The sequence below is a fragment of the Spirosoma flavum genome (assembly GCF_042686045.1).
In the GTDB taxonomy this organism is placed as follows: domain Bacteria; phylum Bacteroidota; class Bacteroidia; order Cytophagales; family Spirosomataceae; genus Spirosoma; species Spirosoma flavum.
Genome location: NZ_JBHUOM010000001.1, coordinates 1020793 through 1037824 on the forward strand (window position 1 = coordinate 1020793; position 17032 = coordinate 1037824).

Annotated in this window: 17 protein-coding genes; 6 read left to right on the top strand and 11 right to left on the bottom strand. The window is 47.1% G+C overall.

Annotation, left to right across the window (positions count from 1 at the left end; all coding sequences use genetic code 11):
• Positions 1–25 precede the first annotated feature (25 nt).
• Entirely contained in the window at positions 26–1366 is a 1341-nt protein-coding gene (locus ACFS25_RS04115; RefSeq protein ID WP_381497134.1) for a tetratricopeptide repeat protein, read from the bottom strand.
• 329 nt (positions 1367–1695) lie between these two features.
• Here ACFS25_RS04115 and ACFS25_RS04120 point away from each other — a divergent pair, with 329 nt between their 5' ends.
• A complete protein-coding gene (locus ACFS25_RS04120) occupies positions 1696–2118 on the top strand; it encodes an Hsp20/alpha crystallin family protein (RefSeq protein ID WP_381497135.1) in 423 nt (140 codons plus the stop codon).
• Positions 2119–2228: 110 nt separating this feature from the next.
• Here ACFS25_RS04120 and ACFS25_RS04125 read toward each other — a convergent pair whose 3' ends face one another.
• Together ACFS25_RS04125 and ACFS25_RS04130 are read right to left on the bottom strand one after the other, a co-directional pair.
• Positions 2229–2993, bottom strand: a complete 765-nt coding sequence (locus tag ACFS25_RS04125; RefSeq protein ID WP_381497136.1) for a hypothetical protein — start codon at positions 2991–2993, stop codon at positions 2229–2231.
• 76 nt (positions 2994–3069) lie between these two features.
• Positions 3070–3735, bottom strand: coding sequence for a phosphoribosylanthranilate isomerase (locus ACFS25_RS04130; RefSeq protein WP_381497137.1), 666 nt, complete (start codon positions 3733–3735; stop codon positions 3070–3072).
• Between the two features lie 59 nt (positions 3736–3794).
• Between ACFS25_RS04130 and ACFS25_RS04135 the strand changes: the two genes are divergently transcribed.
• Positions 3795–5045 (top strand): MFS transporter, encoded by a 1251-nt coding sequence (locus ACFS25_RS04135; RefSeq protein WP_381497138.1) that lies wholly within the window; start codon positions 3795–3797, stop codon positions 5043–5045.
• An 85-nt stretch (positions 5046–5130) separates the two neighbouring features.
• Here the strand turns inward: ACFS25_RS04135 and ACFS25_RS04140 are convergent, their stop codons facing one another.
• Positions 5131–5325, bottom strand: coding sequence for a hypothetical protein (locus ACFS25_RS04140; RefSeq protein ID WP_381497139.1), 195 nt, complete (start codon positions 5323–5325; stop codon positions 5131–5133).
• 196 nt (positions 5326–5521) lie between these two features.
• On the opposite strand from ACFS25_RS04140, the gene ACFS25_RS04145 reads away from it, so the two are divergent.
• Complete coding sequence (locus ACFS25_RS04145) at positions 5522–6385, top strand: SMP-30/gluconolactonase/LRE family protein (RefSeq protein WP_381497140.1); 864 nt, start codon at positions 5522–5524, stop codon at positions 6383–6385.
• A gap of 60 nt (positions 6386–6445) precedes the next feature.
• Here the strand turns inward: ACFS25_RS04145 and ACFS25_RS04150 are convergent, their stop codons facing one another.
• From ACFS25_RS04150 to ACFS25_RS04170, 5 genes are all read right to left on the bottom strand, one after another.
• Complete coding sequence (locus tag ACFS25_RS04150; RefSeq protein WP_381497141.1) at positions 6446–6613, bottom strand: hypothetical protein; 168 nt, start codon at positions 6611–6613, stop codon at positions 6446–6448.
• 9 nt (positions 6614–6622) lie between these two features.
• On the bottom strand, positions 6623–7957 hold the full coding sequence (gene argH / locus ACFS25_RS04155; protein ID WP_381497142.1) for an argininosuccinate lyase: 1335 nt from the start codon (positions 7955–7957) through the stop codon (positions 6623–6625).
• A gap of 136 nt (positions 7958–8093) precedes the next feature.
• Positions 8094–9344 carry an MFS transporter gene (locus ACFS25_RS04160; protein ID WP_381497143.1) on the bottom strand — a complete coding sequence of 417 codons (1251 nt, stop codon included), beginning with the start codon at positions 9342–9344 and terminating at the stop codon, positions 8094–8096.
• Between the two features lie 88 nt (positions 9345–9432).
• Positions 9433–10050: a hypothetical protein gene (locus tag ACFS25_RS04165; RefSeq protein WP_381497144.1), complete on the bottom strand. Its 618-nt coding sequence runs from the start codon at positions 10048–10050 to the stop codon at positions 9433–9435.
• A 61-nt stretch (positions 10051–10111) separates the two neighbouring features.
• Positions 10112–10555, bottom strand: coding sequence for a DMT family transporter (locus ACFS25_RS04170; RefSeq protein WP_381497145.1), 444 nt, complete (start codon positions 10553–10555; stop codon positions 10112–10114).
• A gap of 158 nt (positions 10556–10713) precedes the next feature.
• Here ACFS25_RS04170 and ACFS25_RS04175 point away from each other — a divergent pair, with 158 nt between their 5' ends.
• From ACFS25_RS04175 to ACFS25_RS04185, 3 genes are all read left to right on the top strand, one after another.
• Positions 10714–11706: a GRP family sugar transporter gene (locus ACFS25_RS04175; RefSeq protein ID WP_381497146.1), complete on the top strand. Its 993-nt coding sequence runs from the start codon at positions 10714–10716 to the stop codon at positions 11704–11706.
• A 129-nt stretch (positions 11707–11835) separates the two neighbouring features.
• Positions 11836–13290 (top strand): sulfatase family protein, encoded by a 1455-nt coding sequence (locus ACFS25_RS04180; protein ID WP_381497147.1) that lies wholly within the window; start codon positions 11836–11838, stop codon positions 13288–13290.
• Positions 13291–13386: 96 nt separating this feature from the next.
• Positions 13387–14016, top strand: a complete 630-nt coding sequence (locus tag ACFS25_RS04185; protein WP_381497148.1) for an outer membrane beta-barrel protein — start codon at positions 13387–13389, stop codon at positions 14014–14016.
• A 98-nt stretch (positions 14017–14114) separates the two neighbouring features.
• Here the strand turns inward: ACFS25_RS04185 and ACFS25_RS04190 are convergent, their stop codons facing one another.
• Positions 14115–15329 (bottom strand): hypothetical protein, encoded by a 1215-nt coding sequence (locus tag ACFS25_RS04190; RefSeq protein WP_381497149.1) that lies wholly within the window; start codon positions 15327–15329, stop codon positions 14115–14117.
• A 79-nt stretch (positions 15330–15408) separates the two neighbouring features.
• Positions 15409–16998, bottom strand: coding sequence for an ADP-ribosylglycohydrolase family protein (locus ACFS25_RS04195; protein WP_381497150.1), 1590 nt, complete (start codon positions 16996–16998; stop codon positions 15409–15411).
• Between the last annotated feature and the right edge of the window lie 34 nt (positions 16999–17032).

A 17032-nucleotide genomic window follows, 5' to 3' on the forward strand; every position in this document is an offset into this window, starting at 1 on the left:
GTACACGTTCCTTCGGCTTCTTTTCTTAGTTACAATATTGGCTAATCACCTTATAGGCTGGATTGTAACCCAATTCGCCCGCTTTGGAGAGATCAAGGCAACCACCGTTTTCGTCGCCAAGGCTGTGCTTGATAAGGCCACGGACGTAATAAACTTCAGCATAACGGGGATTCAGTTTAATGGCACTATTGCAATCCATAATAGATCCTTTCTGGTCGCCCTGCACCGACTTGATCAGCCCCCGGCTAAAGTAGGCTTCGGCATAGGCCGGGCTAAGTTCAATGGCCTTGTTCAGGTCAGCAATAGCCGCTTTAGATTCACCTTGCTTGTTTTTGCTGATACCCCGGCTGAAATACGCTTCGGCGCGTTCGCTGCCTAACTCATTTATTTTGCTACGCTCCTGCACGGTATTGCGTAGATTATCGAGGATAGCATGGGTCATACGACCGTTGTAAACAACCTTGGCGTCGGCGTTAACGTTATTGATCTCGATAGACTGATTGAAGTCCTGAACAGCGCCTTTCTGGTCACCGAGTTTACTGCGGCAGAAACCACGACCATAATAGGCCCGGTAATTATCGCTCTTGAGGGCAATAGCGCGGTCATAATCAGCTAGTGCACCTTTGTAATCTTCTGATTTCCCTTTCGCATAAGCCCGGTAAAAGTAAGCTTCGCCATCTTCGGGACTTAACTCAATATCTTTATTTAAATCGATTATAGCACTGGCGAAGTCGTTTAGCTCAACCTTCGACATACCTCGTCCACCATAGGCTTGCGGACGTTTAGGGGTAATCTCCACAACTTTTGTGAAGTCGGTTACGCTACCTGCATAGTCTTCCAGTTTTTGTTTGGTAACGGCTCGGGCGTAGTACGTCTGACCATTAGTTGGCTCTAATTCAATGGATTTGGAAAAATCGGCTAGAGCACCCCGGTATTGATCAATGTTGGTACGGCTAACACCCCGATTGTAATAGGTCTGGGCATCATCGGGATTGAGTTCAATTGACCGACTGTAATCCAGCAAAGCGCCCCGGTGATCGTCCTGCCTGCTTTTGCTGACACCCCGACTCAGGTAAGCCAATGCGTCTTTCCCGTTCAGGTCGATGGCTTTGTCATAATCAAGAACGGCACCCCGATGGTCTTTCAAATTAGCTTTAGCCAATCCCCGGTTATAATAACTCGCCGAATTTTCGGGATTCATGCTTATCGCCATGCTGAATGCTTGCTGGGCACCCGTAAAATCATTCGATTTACTCTTGGTGATACCACTTTCGAAGTGGTCGACGGCGGTTTGTTGGGCAGTAGCCGGAATGGTTAGACTGGCACTCAACAACAGAGTGACCAGCGGCAGTATATGTCGCTTCATGAATAAGTAAGAAGTTTTGGTGAGCACGTGCTTGATGGGCGGGATAAAATTAGCCGTTTGTTCGCGCTTCGCCAAGTTATTAGACTGTTAAGACATGCAAACCAGTGAATTAGCGAACAGCCGAACTGAAGAGTGTCAAAATCGCAGGGCATTTCTCGGTTTTTGACGGCGTTTATGCGACTATTGTGACATTATGTCATGTGAATTCTAGCTAATTAATAGATACTAGGACAAAATGACAGTATTTGGTTTAGAATACGACTTGGTACAAGATTTGACTTAGGGTGAATGTGTTTGATAGTAAACAACCTAATAAAACAAATAAAAACATGGCAACCTTAGTTCGATACAACAACATCCCTACATTCTTTAATCCTTTCTACGGTCGTCCGGTCATTAATCGGTATCAAAACGAAACGCCTAACGTACCAGCCGTAAACGTTAAAGAAATCGAAACCGCTTTCCTTCTTGAATTGGCTGCTCCTGGTCTGAAAAAAGAAGATTTGAAAATCAACGTAGAAAACAATAAACTGACGATTGCTTACCAGTCGGAAGTGAAAGCTGATGAAACCACTGAGAAGTTTACTCGGCAGGAGTTTGGCTTCAGCTCATTTGAACGCAGTTTCCGTTTGCCAAAAACGGTGAATGCCGACTCAATCAAGGCTGCTTACACAGATGGTATCCTAACCGTTGAATTACCTAAAATTGAGGTAAAAGAAGAGAAATTAATGAAAGAAATTGTCGTTGCCTAAGTGCATTTGGCAGAATAAAACTTGATCTTATTAAACAGATCACTTCATTAAAAAAGTGGTGGCATCCTATGCCACCACTTTTTTTTGATGCCTCTTGAAAACGCTTCGTCTCAGTTAAAAAATTTATTTTTCAATTTCTGCCAGCGAGAAGGTGTTTTGGTAGTGGTTAGCGCTCCACCAGTTATATCTCGTCGGGGCATTGGTTTAGACAATATAATATCGTTCAAAGCAATTGAACAAGTTGACGGTGATACGCTGAACGTGGTGCTTCCTAAAGCAAAGCTTGGCGTCATTATACGGACTTTTATCTCAGTAACCTGTAGTTGAGTAGGAACCAGAAGGTTAAAAGCGCCGGTACTATCCGTGAGTGCTTGCCAGTTTTCGCCATGTAATGAAACTGATACACGAGCTTCCAGAGCAGGGAATAGACTCCCATTTGAGTCCATCAGCATGGCTCGCCCGTCAATAACCATCTTTGTTTGAGGAGAAGCACCCGCTCGAACAGGAAGAGCCATGACCGTAAAGTCTGGCCGTACTGAAGTTGGTGGCGACGGTTTATTTACTGGTTTAACTTGCGCTTGTGCCGTTTGCCAACCGAATAAACTCATAGTAATTAGTTCGACCCAATGACGCCATAGTGGGGTGAAGCCCGAATTTGATAGCGGTAATGGGCGGTCTAATTGTTCATTTCGAAAACGTCCGCAACTTGTTTCAGAAGCTTTTCTCAACAGTCTTACCAATTCCTGATCTGAGAGCAACGTATAATCGACCACTGTTTTCTGGCAACTGGCGCAAAAGCGGCCTTGTTCGGTTGGTTGCATATCGGCCCAGCGTTCGTGACAAGGCTGCGGAATCTGGATCGTAAGACTGCGCATGGTTAAGTCGTTTAGGGTTTAGTTTGACAACATAGTACGAGTTAACACAAAATTTTATCTTTCGAATTAAAAGGCTTCAAGACTTCAGGGCATTCATAAACGCTTGCAGCTTCTGAGCATCTAAGTGACCGTTGGTCCGCACGCCACTACAGATATCCAGACCAAAAGGACGCACCGCGTCAATCGCTTCGCGGACGTTTGCCGAGTTTAAACCACCCGCTAGAAACACTGGTACCGGCGACTGCTCCACAATCTGTCGGCTTACCGTCCAGTTATGTACCCGCCCGGTGCCGCCTAGTTCTTTCACGGCTAAATTGGGATTTCCCGAATCGAGTAACAGCGCATCAACGCCATTCTGAACAGCGAGCAAAGCTTCATCAATGTTTCGTTCGTCAATGACGTGAATAACCTGGACCAGTTTTATGGCCGGTAACGCGGCATGAAGTTGAGCGTAGGTATCGGTGGGTACAGCGTCTACGAGTTGGATGGTGCTAGCGCCTACGCGCTGTTGGTGAGCAATAATATCGGCGCTATTAGTTTCACTTGTGAGCATGAACGTAGCTACGGGCGGGGGCGTTGCGCAGACAATTTGCGCGGCCAGCTCGTCGCTTACCACACCGGGACCACTAGGCATCCGTCCCACTAAACCTAGGGCATCGGCCCCGAATCGAATGGCTGATTGAGCTTCGGCAAGACTACTAATGCAACAAATTTTAACCCTTGTTCGGAACGGAGATTGCATTGTTTTGGGTTGATTAATCAAAAACTCAGGCGATAAATATACAATACGCCAGCAATAAAATGGTTCAACAGGCTCCCGTCGATACATACGCATCTCTCCGAATTCCTGAATTTCGCTATTTCGTGATGAACAGTTTCCTGATCACAGCAACGCTGCTTATTCAGGAAGTTATTTTGGGTTACGAACTTTACAAAATCACCCATGATCCGCTGATGCTGGGCCTCGTTGGACTTGCAGAAGCTATCCCCTTCATCGCTTTGTCGCTATTTGGTGGTCATTTGGCCGACCGACGGGACAAAAAACAGATTCTACTGTGGAGCTTGTTAGTTATTCTGCTCGGCTCTGTTATTCTATATTTAGTTTTTCAACCGTCTATCGTAGGCGGACTATCGCAAACAGCGCGATTAGCAACCATTTATGGCGTGCTAATGCTAATTGGTACAGCCAAAGGGTTTTACTCACCAGCCAGCTCATCCATAAAGCCATTTTTGGTGCCGCGCGAACTCTATGCCAACTCGGCTACCTGGAGCAGTTCATTCTGGCAGGCGGGTGCTATTGTAGGACCGGGATTGGCCGGCTTTCTTTATAGTTGGGTTGGGTTCGACAATACGCTGATTGTGGTCATTGCGCTTCTGGTCGTTTGTTTTCTGCTGATAATGCTCATTGAACGCAAACCAACGCCCGTTAGTAATGCGCCCGTGTTGGGGCTTCGCGAGAGTTTAAAGGAAGGATTTCGATTTGTTTTTAACACTCGGATTGTTCTTTACGCTATCTCGCTGGATTTATTTTCCGTACTGTTTGGGGGCGTGGTGGCCATCTTACCGGTCTTTGCCGAAGATATTTTGAAGGTAGGAGCCGAAGGCTTAGGGTTTTTGCGGGCAGCGCCATCTATTGGTGCACTACTGACAATGGTATATATGACCAAACACCCACCAACCCATAACGCCTGGCGAAATATGTTACTGGCCGTAACGGGCTTTGGTATAGCCACTATTGTCTTTTCCCTGTCAACGAATTTTTACCTGTCGCTTATCATGCTTGGGCTAACGGGTGCATTCGACAGTGTAAGTGTAATTATCCGACAAACAATTTTACAGATCTTTCCGCCCGATCACATGCGCGGACGTGTGGCCGCCGTGAACGGAATCTTCTTGAGTTCGTCGAATGAAATTGGCGCGTTTGAGTCGGGTTTACTGGCCCGCTTGATGGGTACGGTGCCATCGGTTATGCTTGGCGGTGTCGTTACACTACTCGTAGTGACATACGTGTACACCAAATCAAAAATACTGTTTGCCGTACGATTGAGTTGAGAATATGGGCAATTAGTCAGCTACTGTTTGCAGGTAGTTGGGCCGGATGCTTATAGTGATCAGGAAATTGTCAGGCGTGAGCCGGCTATAGGTCGAGGTCGCTAATAAATTCGTCGATATTTATAGGCTCATTGAGTAAAACGCGGGCGTTAAATATCTCCCAGAACAATTCATCTGAAAGTTGGTAATCGCGTTGCAGCCGAACCATATCACGGGTGCTTTCTTTGAGTTGTACCACCGGTATTTGCACTTCATATGTGCGAAATTGTGCTGTTTCCATGACCTTTGTTTTTAACGTGCGAATTTTTTAAACACCCTCATTCTCTTATTGTTTTTAACGCAGAGGCAGTCACTCAACAAGTGGTTAGAAAATTCATATTCTTCCTTCTACCTGTGCGCCCAAAGCAACTAGTAGCTCGGTAGGATACAACTATTTTTTTTCTAAACTTTTTAATCTGTTGATAATCAATTAAAGTATGAAAAACTTTAACCTGTTCGCAGCAATAGCTATCGTTACTAGTAGCTTGGTTGCTCTAACACCACCAGTTCGCCCGAAGCCGATTAAATTGGTGAAAGTATGGGAAACGGATACCACGCTGCGCACTCCTGAATCGGTGCTTTATGATGGTAACAACACGCTCTATGTGGCTAATATTGATGGTAAATCTGACTCGCTCGATGGGAGTGGATTTATTTCAAAAGTGTCGCTTGATGGTAAAATTGAGAACCTACGCTGGACATCGGGTCTGAATGCTCCAAAAGGAATGGGGCTTTATAAAGACAAGCTTTACGTGACGGATGTGTATCGCTTACTGTGCATTAACACGACGAATGGGCAAGCCGAAAAAACCTGGGATGCCGTTGGAAAAGGCGCTTTCCTAAACGACGTAACGGTAGCAAAAGACGGTACGGTCTATGTATCGGATAGCCGTGCTGATAAAATTTATCGCCTGAAAGACGGCAAATGGGAAGTCTGGATGGAAGGCGAACAACTTAATAAACCAAATGGCGTACTGGCCGTCGGCAATGATAAACTTATGATTGGCAGTACTAAAATTGGCGCGTTACGGTCGGTGGATTTGGCGTCGAAAACGATGACAACTCTTGCCGACGGGATGGCTGCTACCGATGGCATTGTGCCAGAGGGGAAAGGTAATTATTTTGTTTCGGACTGGAACGGGCAGGTCTTTCACGTCAATGCCGACGGTACAAAAGAGCAACTGCTCGACACCCGCGAACAGAAAATAAATTCGGCTGATATTGACTACGTTGCCAAGAAAAAATTACTAATCGTACCGACATTTTTCAAGAATAAACTGGTAGCCTATCGGGTGGAATAACTGTTTATTTGTTTTATGGAAAACGACAAATGCCTGACCATACTAGTCAGGCATTTGTCGTTAATAATCGATCTCTTCTTCGTCTAACAGCTTCTTAATAGTCAGAACGCAGCCGTCCATGAGGGTTATGTCGTTACTCCAGTCTGTAATTATCCAATCCTGATTAGTCTGAAGAATAACTACTTTGCGGATACCATAGCGTTCAGCTTTTTTGTAAACGTTATACAATTGACCCGTTCAGGCCAACAGCCTTTTCACTGCTTCTTGCGCCGATTCAGCCCCAAAACCAGCCATTGCCTGATCCATTGCTTTCTCAATAAGGTCGTTGCCTAAGTTGCCAATGCTGCCTTCGTGCGTATGATGCAAATTCCGGGGTGGTTCATACGTATGATCGGCAATCTCCTTGCCAATCGTCTGGTAAGCTTCACGGAAAGGCACACCTTGTAACACCAATTCGTTTACGCGCTCAACACTGAACAGTAAGTCGTATTTGGGGTCGTCTAAAAGATTGGTTTTTACCTGAAGATGCTCAAGCATGAAATCGGTAATCTCAAGGCAATCAAGAATTTCGTCAAAAGCAGGCATCAGGATTTCTTTCAGCAACTGCATATCCCGATGATAGCCAGAGGGAAGGTTGCTCATCACGAGCGTTACTTCCATAGGCAGTGCTTTCATTCGGTTGGTTTTAGCCCGAAGCAGTTCAGCCACGTCCGGGTTTTTCTTATGTGGCATGATACTGCTACCAGTCGTTAGCGCGTCGGGAAGTAGTAGGAAACCGAAGTTCTGGCTATTGTACAGGCAAATATCCATGGCCATTCGCGAAATGGTAGCGGCTACGGTTGCCAGTGCGGTCAGGGCAGTTTGCTCGGTTTTGCCCCGACTCATCTGGGCATATACGACGTTGACGTGCATGCCTTCAAATCCCAGCAACTCAGTTGTGAGGGTTCGGTTAAGCGGGAATGACGAACCATAACCTGCTCCCGATCCAAGTGGGTTGCGGTTAGCAAGCCGATAGGCTGTTTGCAACGTCAGCATATCATCCGAAAGGGCTTCGGCATAAGCACCAAACCAAAGCCCAAATGAAGATGGCATGGCAATCTGCAAGTGAGTGTAACCCGGCAAAAGGTCATTTTTATGTTGCTCTGAGCGGCTCACGAGCCGGTCGAACACGCGCCTGACACTTTCGGCAACGCGCCAGAGCCGATCGCGGGTGAAGAGTTTTAAATCAACCAGCACCTGATCGTTGCGCGACCGGCCCGAGTGAATTTTCTTGCCCACATCGCCTAACACGCGGGTGAGCATCAATTCAACCTGCGAATGCACATCTTCAACGCCTTCTTCAATGGCAAATTTCCCAGTCTGAATCTGGTGATAAATGATTTTCAATTCATCAGTTATCATGCTCAGTTCATCATAACTCAGAAGACCGATAGTTTCGAGCATTTGGGCATGAGCAAGGTTACCCAGCACGTCGAAGGGAGCTAAGTGAAGATCCATTTCACGGTCGCGCCCGACGGTAAAGCGTTCAATTTGTTCGGCGGTACTAACGCCTTCTTTTTGCCAGAGTTTCAAAGCGAAAGAGTGAAAAAGGTGAAACCGGACCCGACGTTTCGCCTATCCGACGAACAGTCGAGATGTACGGGAGCGAAAAAACAGTTCGTTCATTGATCCTTGCAAAGGTCGTAAAGAAAGTTGGCGTGACAATTTCTTAAGTGGCCCCGCTTACTGCTGACCTCAATCTCTGTCCCAGCCACCAAAACCCACTGGCCGATACCAAACTTATTGCCGCGATAACCAGCCAATGGACAGAAAAACCAAAATGGGCTACTAGCTGTGAGCCGAAGGCGGGAGCCATTGTTTGAGCCAGTGCCCCGCCCATGGCATACAACGCCAGGTATTGACCACGTGTGGCTGTACTGGACCGCTCGACTGTGATTGATTGAATAAACGGAATTGCCAGCATCTCGCTGAATGTGCCAATCAGAATGAAGAGCAGAGCAATGGTCATGGTAGAGACATGCAGCCAGTTTGTGGAGGCCAGCACGATATACGAAATGGTGGTGAGCAGGACGCCCGCTACAATGAGGCTTATTTTAGGTCGTTTCTGTTGTTCCAGGGTGTAAACCAATGTCATTTCGACACATACGATTACCACACCATTCAGTGCCATCAGGCCACCGATTGTACGCTCATTGATCCGCAGTATCTGCTTGAAAAACAGGGGTACAATGGAGAATAGCTGCATAAATCCGACCAGATATAGTGCGGAACAGATCACAAAGGCGATAAACCATTTGTCGCGGTAAGGTGATCGTGACTCCGTAGGGGCTGATGGGGTTTCTATATGAATTGATTCAGTGGCTGAAGTTGCGGCTGGAACCGGCAAGTACATCCATAAGACAACACCAGCCAGTAAACAGGTCAGGCCATCGGCCCAAAAAAGAAGCGCGTAATTTATACCGGCTAACCAGCCGCCCAGTCCACCGCCAACGGCCCAGCCGAGGTTAATGGCTAGCCGATTGAGCGAGAACGCACGAGTACGGGTTTCGGCTTCCGAATAGTAAGCAATGGCTGCCTGATTAGCCGGTCGGAAAGCATCACCAAATAGCGTAAAGACAAACACACTGCCGCAAAGAATAGAGAAACTGGTGACGAACTGGAGGGCCAGCAACGCCACACCACTAAACAATAGGCTGAACAGTTGAACGTAATAAAAGCCAAACCGATCGGTCAGGCGACCACCGAGGAAGGTGCCCACAAAAGCTCCCAAGCCATAAACTGCCATCACAATGCCCGCGTCCTGGACCGAATAATTTAGATGCAGGGTCAGATAAAGCGTCATGAAGGGCAAGACCATTGTGCCGCAGCGATTGATGAGCATGACACCCGCCAATAACCAAACTGACGGCGCTAGGCCCTGGTAAGCACGTTGGTATAGATGTAGGGTGCGCTGAAGCATAGCGCGAAGGTATGGCGAAACTGAGTTTCCGAAAGCTTGTTATTGAGGTTATGGATGATAAGCGTATAAAATGAGCGAATCATACATGTCATCGTCTCTTCGCATCAGCATCTTCGCCGGGGGCCACAAATATTTTCCTGTCGGTAATCAATGACCGGTGCTCTTCCAGAAACGATTTTAATAATCGGATCTCTTCCAGCTGTTTATCAATCGGATGCGTCAACGCGTAACTTTCTACATATACCTCCGTATGACTACCCGGCTGGAACTCAGTAATTACATACTCCATTAGCTTGATGCCTTTGCGCTTGAGGGCGTGGAGGTACAGATTTTGATGGTTATGCAGATAACGCCCCGGTTGGTATGACGCTGTCGTTTTTAAATCTACCGCCTTAAACTTGCCAATCAAATCAACGTAACCGTAAAACAGCACATCGTCAATTTGCCACTGGCAATAAACCTGGGTATCGACAATGGGACGGGGGAGAAGTTTACGGACTTTTTTGATAACCTCCGGATCAAAACGGTCTTCGTGCGTACCTTTTACTATGGCATCTTCAAACGAGATGCCACGTTCCTGAGCCGCCGTGGTAGGTGATGGAACCCGATTTATAGAGTCAATCAGTTCTTGTGCCGAAAGATTTCCGCCATGTACGTAGCGTGAAAATACATTCAGCAGAGAAGGATAAAAGCGATAATTTATCATAACATATCCACGGGCTAAAAGCCGTGCTTATCTGTAACAGATTAAACCCGTGGCTATGTCTTTAGTTTTTCACGACAAACAGGACGCCCGTAATAATTAGCGCAACACCGAGCAGCCGCCAGCCATTGACCGGGTGAAGGGCGAAGCCCAGCAGACCGTAATGGTCGAGTACAAGGGCCGCTACCAGCTGCCCCGCTACGCTCAGGCTTACCAGGTTAGCTGTCCCAATCTTCGGGACACTAACAATTACGGTTATCATATAAACGGCTCCCATAACCCCACCCATCCATTTCCACCAGCTCACTTGTTTAATAGCTTCAAGTGAAGGCACTGATGCGCCGGAAGCCATAAAAAGAATGACTAACGCCACAAAGCCAGAGCCAAAAGAGACAGCAGCTGCCAAAATAGGGCTAGCCATTGCCTGCCGCAAATTTGCGTTAACACCGGCCTGAACGGTAATGGCCAGGCCAACTAGAAAGGCAAATAAGATATAGATGTAATTCATGCGTGTAAAGGTAGAAAACGGAAAAGTGTGGACTCTCCGTCTGATCAACTTTTCCGATAAATTGAGGTTTTATCATATTTAATAAACTGAGAGTTTGTCATAATTGATGCATTTTGTAAATTGCCCGTCATTCCTAACCTAAACAACCTTAGACCTTTATGTTTATTATCTCTCATTATCCGCTGGCGGTTGGCATTTGCTTTTTGACCATGCTTTGCTGGGGCTCTTGGGCTAACACCCAAAAACTAACCACACAGTCTGTTCCTACAACTATTTTCTACCGGGACTATACCTATGGTATACTGATAATGAGCTTGTTACTAGCCTTTACGCTTGGTAGTATAGGCTCGGATGGCCGATCTTTTGTGGCCGATTTTAAACAGGCCGATACGCAGAGTGTACTCTATGCACTAATTGGCGGACTCGTGTTCAACATGGCCAATGTTCTTATTGTGGTTGGTATCGAGTTGGCTGGTCTATCAGTAGCCATGCCGGTTGGTATCGGACTGGCGTTGATTCTGGGGGTACTCGTTAATTATATTCTGTCGCCAATAGGGAATGTTAATTTATTATCGGGGGGAGTTTTTGCTGTTTTTCTGGCCATTGTATTCAGCGCCTTAGCCTATCGGGCTAAAGCAACCACTGATCAATCTGTCAGTACGCGGGGGCTTGTCATCTCGCTGGTAGGCGGCTTTCTAATGAGTTTCTTTTTCTACTTCGTGGCACGGGCCATGGCTGTAGATTTTATCAATCCTGCGCCTGGCCTCCTAACGCCTTATACGGCTTTAGTGCTGTTTGCCTTTGGGGTGTTGGTCAGCACCCCCTTATTTCTGCCAATACTGCGTCGGTTTGCGAGTAAACCCGCCGACGGTGAAATTAGCTATGGCGATGTAAGCCGTCGAAATCACCGAATTGGTATGTTGGGCGGCATGGTCTGGTGCATGGGTATGGCATCGAGTTTACTGGCATCGGGGGAGGCTGGCTATGCTATCAGCTACGGGTTGGGCCAAGGTGCAACCATTATAGCTGTGTTATGGGGTGTGTTCATCTGGCACGAATTTCGGGGAGCCCCCGCCATCTCTAATCGCTACCTGACGCTGATGGGCCTGTGTTACGTGCTGGGTTTAGCATTGATTATTGCGGCCAAATAGGACGGCAGACTAGGGCGATTCTAGTTGGCGGAATAGACTGCCTGTTTGACCGTAACGCCTGCAAAGAGAAAGAAAATACCTGACGAACAGAGAATTTCGTGGTACTTTTCTGGAAACTACTGCCTGAGCATGAAATATATCTTTCTACTGACGGGTTCGCTTTTGTTGATTGCTCTTGGCTTTCTCTCGTTTAACCAGAAAACAAAACGGCCTAATATCCTATTTATCCTGGCCGACGACTGGAGCTATCCCTATGCCAGTATCTACGGTGACAAAACCATACGAACCCCCAATCTGAGTAAATTAGCGGAGCACGGAACCGTTTTTACAAATGCGTATTGTGCTTCTCCGTCCTGCACACCATCGCGGGCTGCTATCCTAACAGGTCGTTATCCCCATAACCTCGGTGAAGGCGTTAATCTGGTCGGAAAACTCGATCACAATATTCCAACTTACGTTCAGCTTCTGGAAAAAGAAGGATACGCGGTTGCCTTCGACCGAAAAGGGTGGGCTCCCGGCGATTTTCGCAAAATGGGCTACACCGAAAATCCCGCTGGTAAAACGGCTGAGTTTAACTCGTTCATTGATAAGCTTACCAAAGACCAACCCTTCTTTTTCTGGTTCGGCACCAATGATCCGCATCGACCTTTCGATCTGGGGAGCGGTAAGAAATCCGGCATTGATCCAAAAAAAATTCACCTGCCGAAGTTCCTGCCTGATGTACCCGAAATTAGGAACGATGTCGCCGATTATCTATCGGAGGTTGAACGGCTAGACCGGGAGATTGGCGATTTACTTAAGAAATTAGACCGTTCAGGACAGTTAGAAAATACCATTATTGTTGTTGCCTCCGACAATGGAATGCCCTTTCCCCACGCCAAAGCAAACCTGTATGATTATGGTACCCGTGTTCCGCTGCTGGTAAGTGATTTTTCTGCTAAAGGTCAGCCTAAACGAAACGATTCGTTTGTGAATCTGATTGACCTGATGCCCACCTTTTTAGATTGGGCTGATGTTAAAAAGCGGCCTGAACTGGATGGGCTTAGTTTAGTGCCCGTACTGAGTGGGCAGAAAAGTGTCCATCGGTCTGAGGTGTTTCTTGAACGCGAGCGGCATTGTTTGTGCCGTCCGGAGTTTGATTATGGAGCGGGCTATCCCATGCGGGCCATCCGAACCAAAGACTATTTATATATTCGAAACTTCCGCCCGAACCGGATGCCGGCTGGCGACGAAACCATTCCGAATACGCCCTCCGTTTTTGGCGATGTAGACGGTGGCCCTACCAAAATTTACATGATGGATCACCGGCGGGATGCACCTGTCAAGAGCTTATTTACGTTAGGTTTCGACAAGCGACCCGCTGAAGAGTTGTACGTGCTGAAAAATGATCCGTATAATCTCCATAACCGCATCAACGAAGCTACGTATGCGTCAACAAGCCGACAGTTGCGCAAGCGGTTGGATGTGTGGATGCGGCAGGAAAATGATCCGCGTCGGCAAGGCGGTGGCGATCAGATTGATAAATACGAACCTACTACACGGGCCTGGATAACCAGAACGGGCATTATTTTCCTGGATGAATAAGGACTTGCTGCAACGGAAATTGAGCATTACTTGTATAGGATAAGAACTACCCATTGAAAATTCAATAATAACCAAGTACAAAATTCTCGCCTTTTTATGCGTAACTTATTCATTACTACACTTTTACTGGCATCCTTTGTCGTAAACGCCCAAATTGCCAAACCAGAGAAGCCTGCCAAACCATTTAAAGTAAGTATTGCCGGGGGATATGCATCGCCTGTGGATAATATAGGAAATAATGATTTTGTTAAACCTGGTTTTGTCTACAGCCTTGAGCCACAATATGAACTGAGCAAAAACCTTGAGGTTGGCTTACGGCTTGAGCAGGCATTTATCAAGCGCTCTGAGGCTCTTGACAATGATCTTTTTTATGCCAGTAAGGTTAAGTCAATGCTCTCCGCAACCGCGACGGTTAACTATGTAATTGATATAGGAAGTGTTGTGCGGCCTTATGTTGGGGTTGGTGTAGGAGCTTATTATACGGCTGCCAGCGAACAAACCTATCAGTCGTCGGGCAGTTCGCTTGTCCATTATCCGCTACCTGCCACGGCAACAATCGGTGGATTGGGCAGGGTAGGGGTCAAATTCGGTATTCTGAATGTAGAAGCCAACTACAACTTGATTAGCGAAACCAGTGTAACCAATGCTGCCGCCCGACTCACGTTGACGGCTAAAAATTCATATTTTAGTGTTAAAGCTGGCATCACCATTGGTGGTTCGCGCTGATTATGAATAAGAAATAGGGCTAAATGATCTCAAACAGAAAGCGCAATCCAAACTGGGTTGCGCTTTCTGTTTGAGGAAACTCTACTGAACGAGATGTTTTACTGCTCGTTGAGTAACAAAAACATCTCGGAAGCGTGCCAGGTGTGTGGAAAGGCTAACGTCTGTTTTACCAGACCTTTGTCCAGCACCGTCAGGCCGGGATAGTGGGCATTACTACCTTGTTGTTCCCAACTTAATGGGTAGTCAAGATTTCCGACAATACCCCGTTTTTCTGGAATCCCTGTGCTGTTGCTACGGGAACGGCTGTAAAAGTGATCTTCTGCCCAGATAAAATGGGGATGATTGATACTCAAATCATCACTGAATTTCTTGCCGGCAATGTGTTCATTCGTATAGGCCCACCAGACTAGCGATGAATAGCTATCATACTGTTTTGGAATAACGTAAGGGTCGGGCAGATTGAGCGATTTGAGTCCGTATTTAAGCCATTTTGTCTGGAAAACAGGGTGTTCGACATAATCAGTTTTGCCCCTTACATAGTTCTCGTACCGGAATCGCTGGACCGAATCTAAAGCCATCTGTACCGCCGGATGGGTTTTATCCGAGACCAACGAGACAAGAAATAGCACCTCGCCGGGGTTGTCCGCTTCGGTAATTCCGGGGTTGTTTCGGTCGAATGGGTCGCGGATAGCCATAATCCAGTCGTGAATCAGATGCAGATTGTTAGTCTCATGCAGCACCATTGCCATCAGCGTAGCATCTCGATACGAGGGTTTCTGATAAACCAGAAAGTTTGGTACAGGCCGCCCATGAATAACGTTGATAAGTATTTCCTGATGTAGCACCCGCAACACGGGTCCGAAGCGTTTGTCGGCAAAGTGCGGCAAGTTCAACTGACTGCGTGTACCCGGAATTAGTTTGGGCCGTTTAGTAGGCTGGAGTAACCACACCCCCGTTTCATCTTCCTGGATCTGTACCGTTTGTCCGTCAGCCAGAATCAAGTGAACCAGATACGCCGATGGGACAATGATTTCCTGCTGCACATTCCATTGCTCTTCAATATTGCCGGTCAACGCGTTTAACAGCCGCCCATTGCGGTAAATAAGTTTTAGCCGGTCGCCCATCCCGAACAGGAAAAATTTCAGGTTGGGCAGGTCGCGGTGGGTAGGATATTCCTGCCGAAGTAACGTTAAGTTATCCCTGTATACCTGTAAGGCACCCATCGGATTCATGTGCAGGATTGGCGGCACAAGCTTCTGTGCAAAAGTGGATAGCGGCAGAAGCAGAAAAAAGATGAACCAGCGGAGGAGCATACATAAGTTGTAAAAATTTTATTAACAACAACGGGTTCTCCGTGCCGCAACGGCAGACCAATTTGTGACCAGCTCTACCCTATATTGATTTGATTGGCTTATCGCTATACACTAGCAAATCTGTCATGTGGACAACATGATCGGTATCAGGATTTAGTAGTTTGATACGAATGGTATGCTTGCCTTTCGACAGTTGGTATTTCCAGAACAACTCATGTCGGCGTTGGGTAAAATTGACGGGTAATTTCACCGTTTCTACCTTTTTCTCGTCAATATACAACTCTGCGTTGAAGGCAAAATTAATATCATTGTTTGCTGAAGCCGCGTTCGACAAACTCCGATCTTTCGTTTTTGCTTCGCCCCGTAGAACGAAGCCAACTCCCTCAAAATCAATACTGTACTCGTTTTCTAAATCTTTCTGAATGTTTTTTATCAACACGGGGTAATGGCCCGTAAATGCTTGTTCGAGCCGCACGGCTTTGGGTGTTTGCACCGCAATTGTTACCTGTTCTCCGGCTACGCTGCCACCGTTGAGTTCCACTACTTGCAGCGCGTGTTTCATGCCCATTGCATACACGTCGTTCAGCGACATGGTCGTGTATTTGAAATCAATATCTTCGGCTTCTTTTAGCCCCTGTTTCCAGTAAGGAGGTATTTTGTCATATCCAAGCAGGGTACCCAAAATGCCGCCCGCCGACGATGGGTTGCAGTCGGAATCTTGTCCGGCTCGGGTGCTGATCTCCATTGTTTTGGTGAAATCACCTCCACCATAAAGTAAACCCAAGACAATGTACGCTGAATTGAGTTTGGCGTCGATGTTAAATGCGCGAAACACACCATCAGGACACCCCACTTCACTAGACCACTTTCGCTGAATCTCAAACCAGTTGCGTTTCCAGTCGTTAGGAAACTGCTCGTGCCATTTAATTACATCGGCAATGCATTGATAGAATGTGCTATGTGCCGGAATCGTTTTTAGGGCTTCCCTAACGATATAATTAACATCCTTCGAGACACCTGTCTGCCCGGTGGGTAGAAACGCCAGCGAATACATAGCCCCAACGTAGGCCCCGCCATACCACCCATCGCCGTAGTTCATAATGTGGCCGATGGGGTCGCCGATTTGCACCGCCGTGTTTGGCATTCCGGGGGCCATTAAGCCCGAAAAGTCAGCTTCGATCTGGAAGTCAATATCGTCGGCGTGAGGGTTGTTGAGCCAGTGTCCGGATTCCGGGGCTTTCATGCCGTTCAGGAGATTGTACCGACCAGCCTGATTGGCGTGCCAGAGCATGTAACCCGCATTGGCATAGGCGTTGGCATGCTCGGAAACGGGCGCATTAATTCCCTTTCGCTCAAACACATCCACAAATGTCAGGTCCATGTAAATATCGTCGTAAAGGCCGGGCGTATTGAGCATCGTGTGCTTAATGTAGCCATTGTACCACGGAATGGGTTGATAATCATTAATCATGGTGCCTGTGAACCGAAATTCTGTTGGCCCGCCAAATGTGCAGCCGATCAGTTGGCCTGCCCATCCCCCCTTTATTTTGTTTTGGAGAGCAGATTTGGTTACCGTAATAGTTTTAGGGGCCACTTTGGGCGGTTTGACCGGAAGGGTCGTCGCCGAAAGCAACGTTACCATCAGGACTGACAAGAGGAGCATTTTCATAGAGAACGAGTTGATTGAGGAGTTTCTATAAGTG

Bases quoted from the DNA above. Each gene is read 5' to 3' on its own strand.
- ACFS25_RS04140 (WP_381497139.1), bottom strand. From the start codon at position 5,325: ATGGAAACAGCACAATTTCGCACATATGAAGTGCAAATACCGGTGGTA.
- ACFS25_RS04135 (WP_381497138.1), top strand. From the start codon at position 3,795: ATGGTTCAACAGGCTCCCGTCGATACATACGCATCTCTCCGAATTCCT.
- ACFS25_RS04195 (WP_381497150.1), bottom strand. From the start codon at position 16,998: ATGAAAATGCTCCTCTTGTCAGTCCTGATGGTAACGTTGCTTTCGGCG.
- ACFS25_RS04160 (WP_381497143.1), bottom strand. From the start codon at position 9,344: ATGCTTCAGCGCACCCTACATCTATACCAACGTGCTTACCAGGGCCTA.
- ACFS25_RS04170 (WP_381497145.1), bottom strand. From the start codon at position 10,555: ATGAATTACATCTATATCTTATTTGCCTTTCTAGTTGGCCTGGCCATT.
- ACFS25_RS04125 (WP_381497136.1), bottom strand. From the start codon at position 2,993: ATGCGCAGTCTTACGATCCAGATTCCGCAGCCTTGTCACGAACGCTGG.
- ACFS25_RS04180 (WP_381497147.1), top strand. From the start codon at position 11,836: ATGAAATATATCTTTCTACTGACGGGTTCGCTTTTGTTGATTGCTCTT.
- ACFS25_RS04145 (WP_381497140.1), top strand. From the start codon at position 5,522: ATGAAAAACTTTAACCTGTTCGCAGCAATAGCTATCGTTACTAGTAGC.
- ACFS25_RS04185 (WP_381497148.1), top strand. From the start codon at position 13,387: ATGCGTAACTTATTCATTACTACACTTTTACTGGCATCCTTTGTCGTA.
- ACFS25_RS04130 (WP_381497137.1), bottom strand. From the start codon at position 3,735: ATGCAATCTCCGTTCCGAACAAGGGTTAAAATTTGTTGCATTAGTAGT.
- ACFS25_RS04115 (WP_381497134.1), bottom strand. From the start codon at position 1,366: ATGAAGCGACATATACTGCCGCTGGTCACTCTGTTGTTGAGTGCCAGT.
- ACFS25_RS04175 (WP_381497146.1), top strand. From the start codon at position 10,714: ATGTTTATTATCTCTCATTATCCGCTGGCGGTTGGCATTTGCTTTTTG.
- ACFS25_RS04190 (WP_381497149.1), bottom strand. From the start codon at position 15,329: ATGCTCCTCCGCTGGTTCATCTTTTTTCTGCTTCTGCCGCTATCCACT.
- ACFS25_RS04120 (WP_381497135.1), top strand. From the start codon at position 1,696: ATGGCAACCTTAGTTCGATACAACAACATCCCTACATTCTTTAATCCT.
- ACFS25_RS04165 (WP_381497144.1), bottom strand. From the start codon at position 10,050: ATGATAAATTATCGCTTTTATCCTTCTCTGCTGAATGTATTTTCACGC.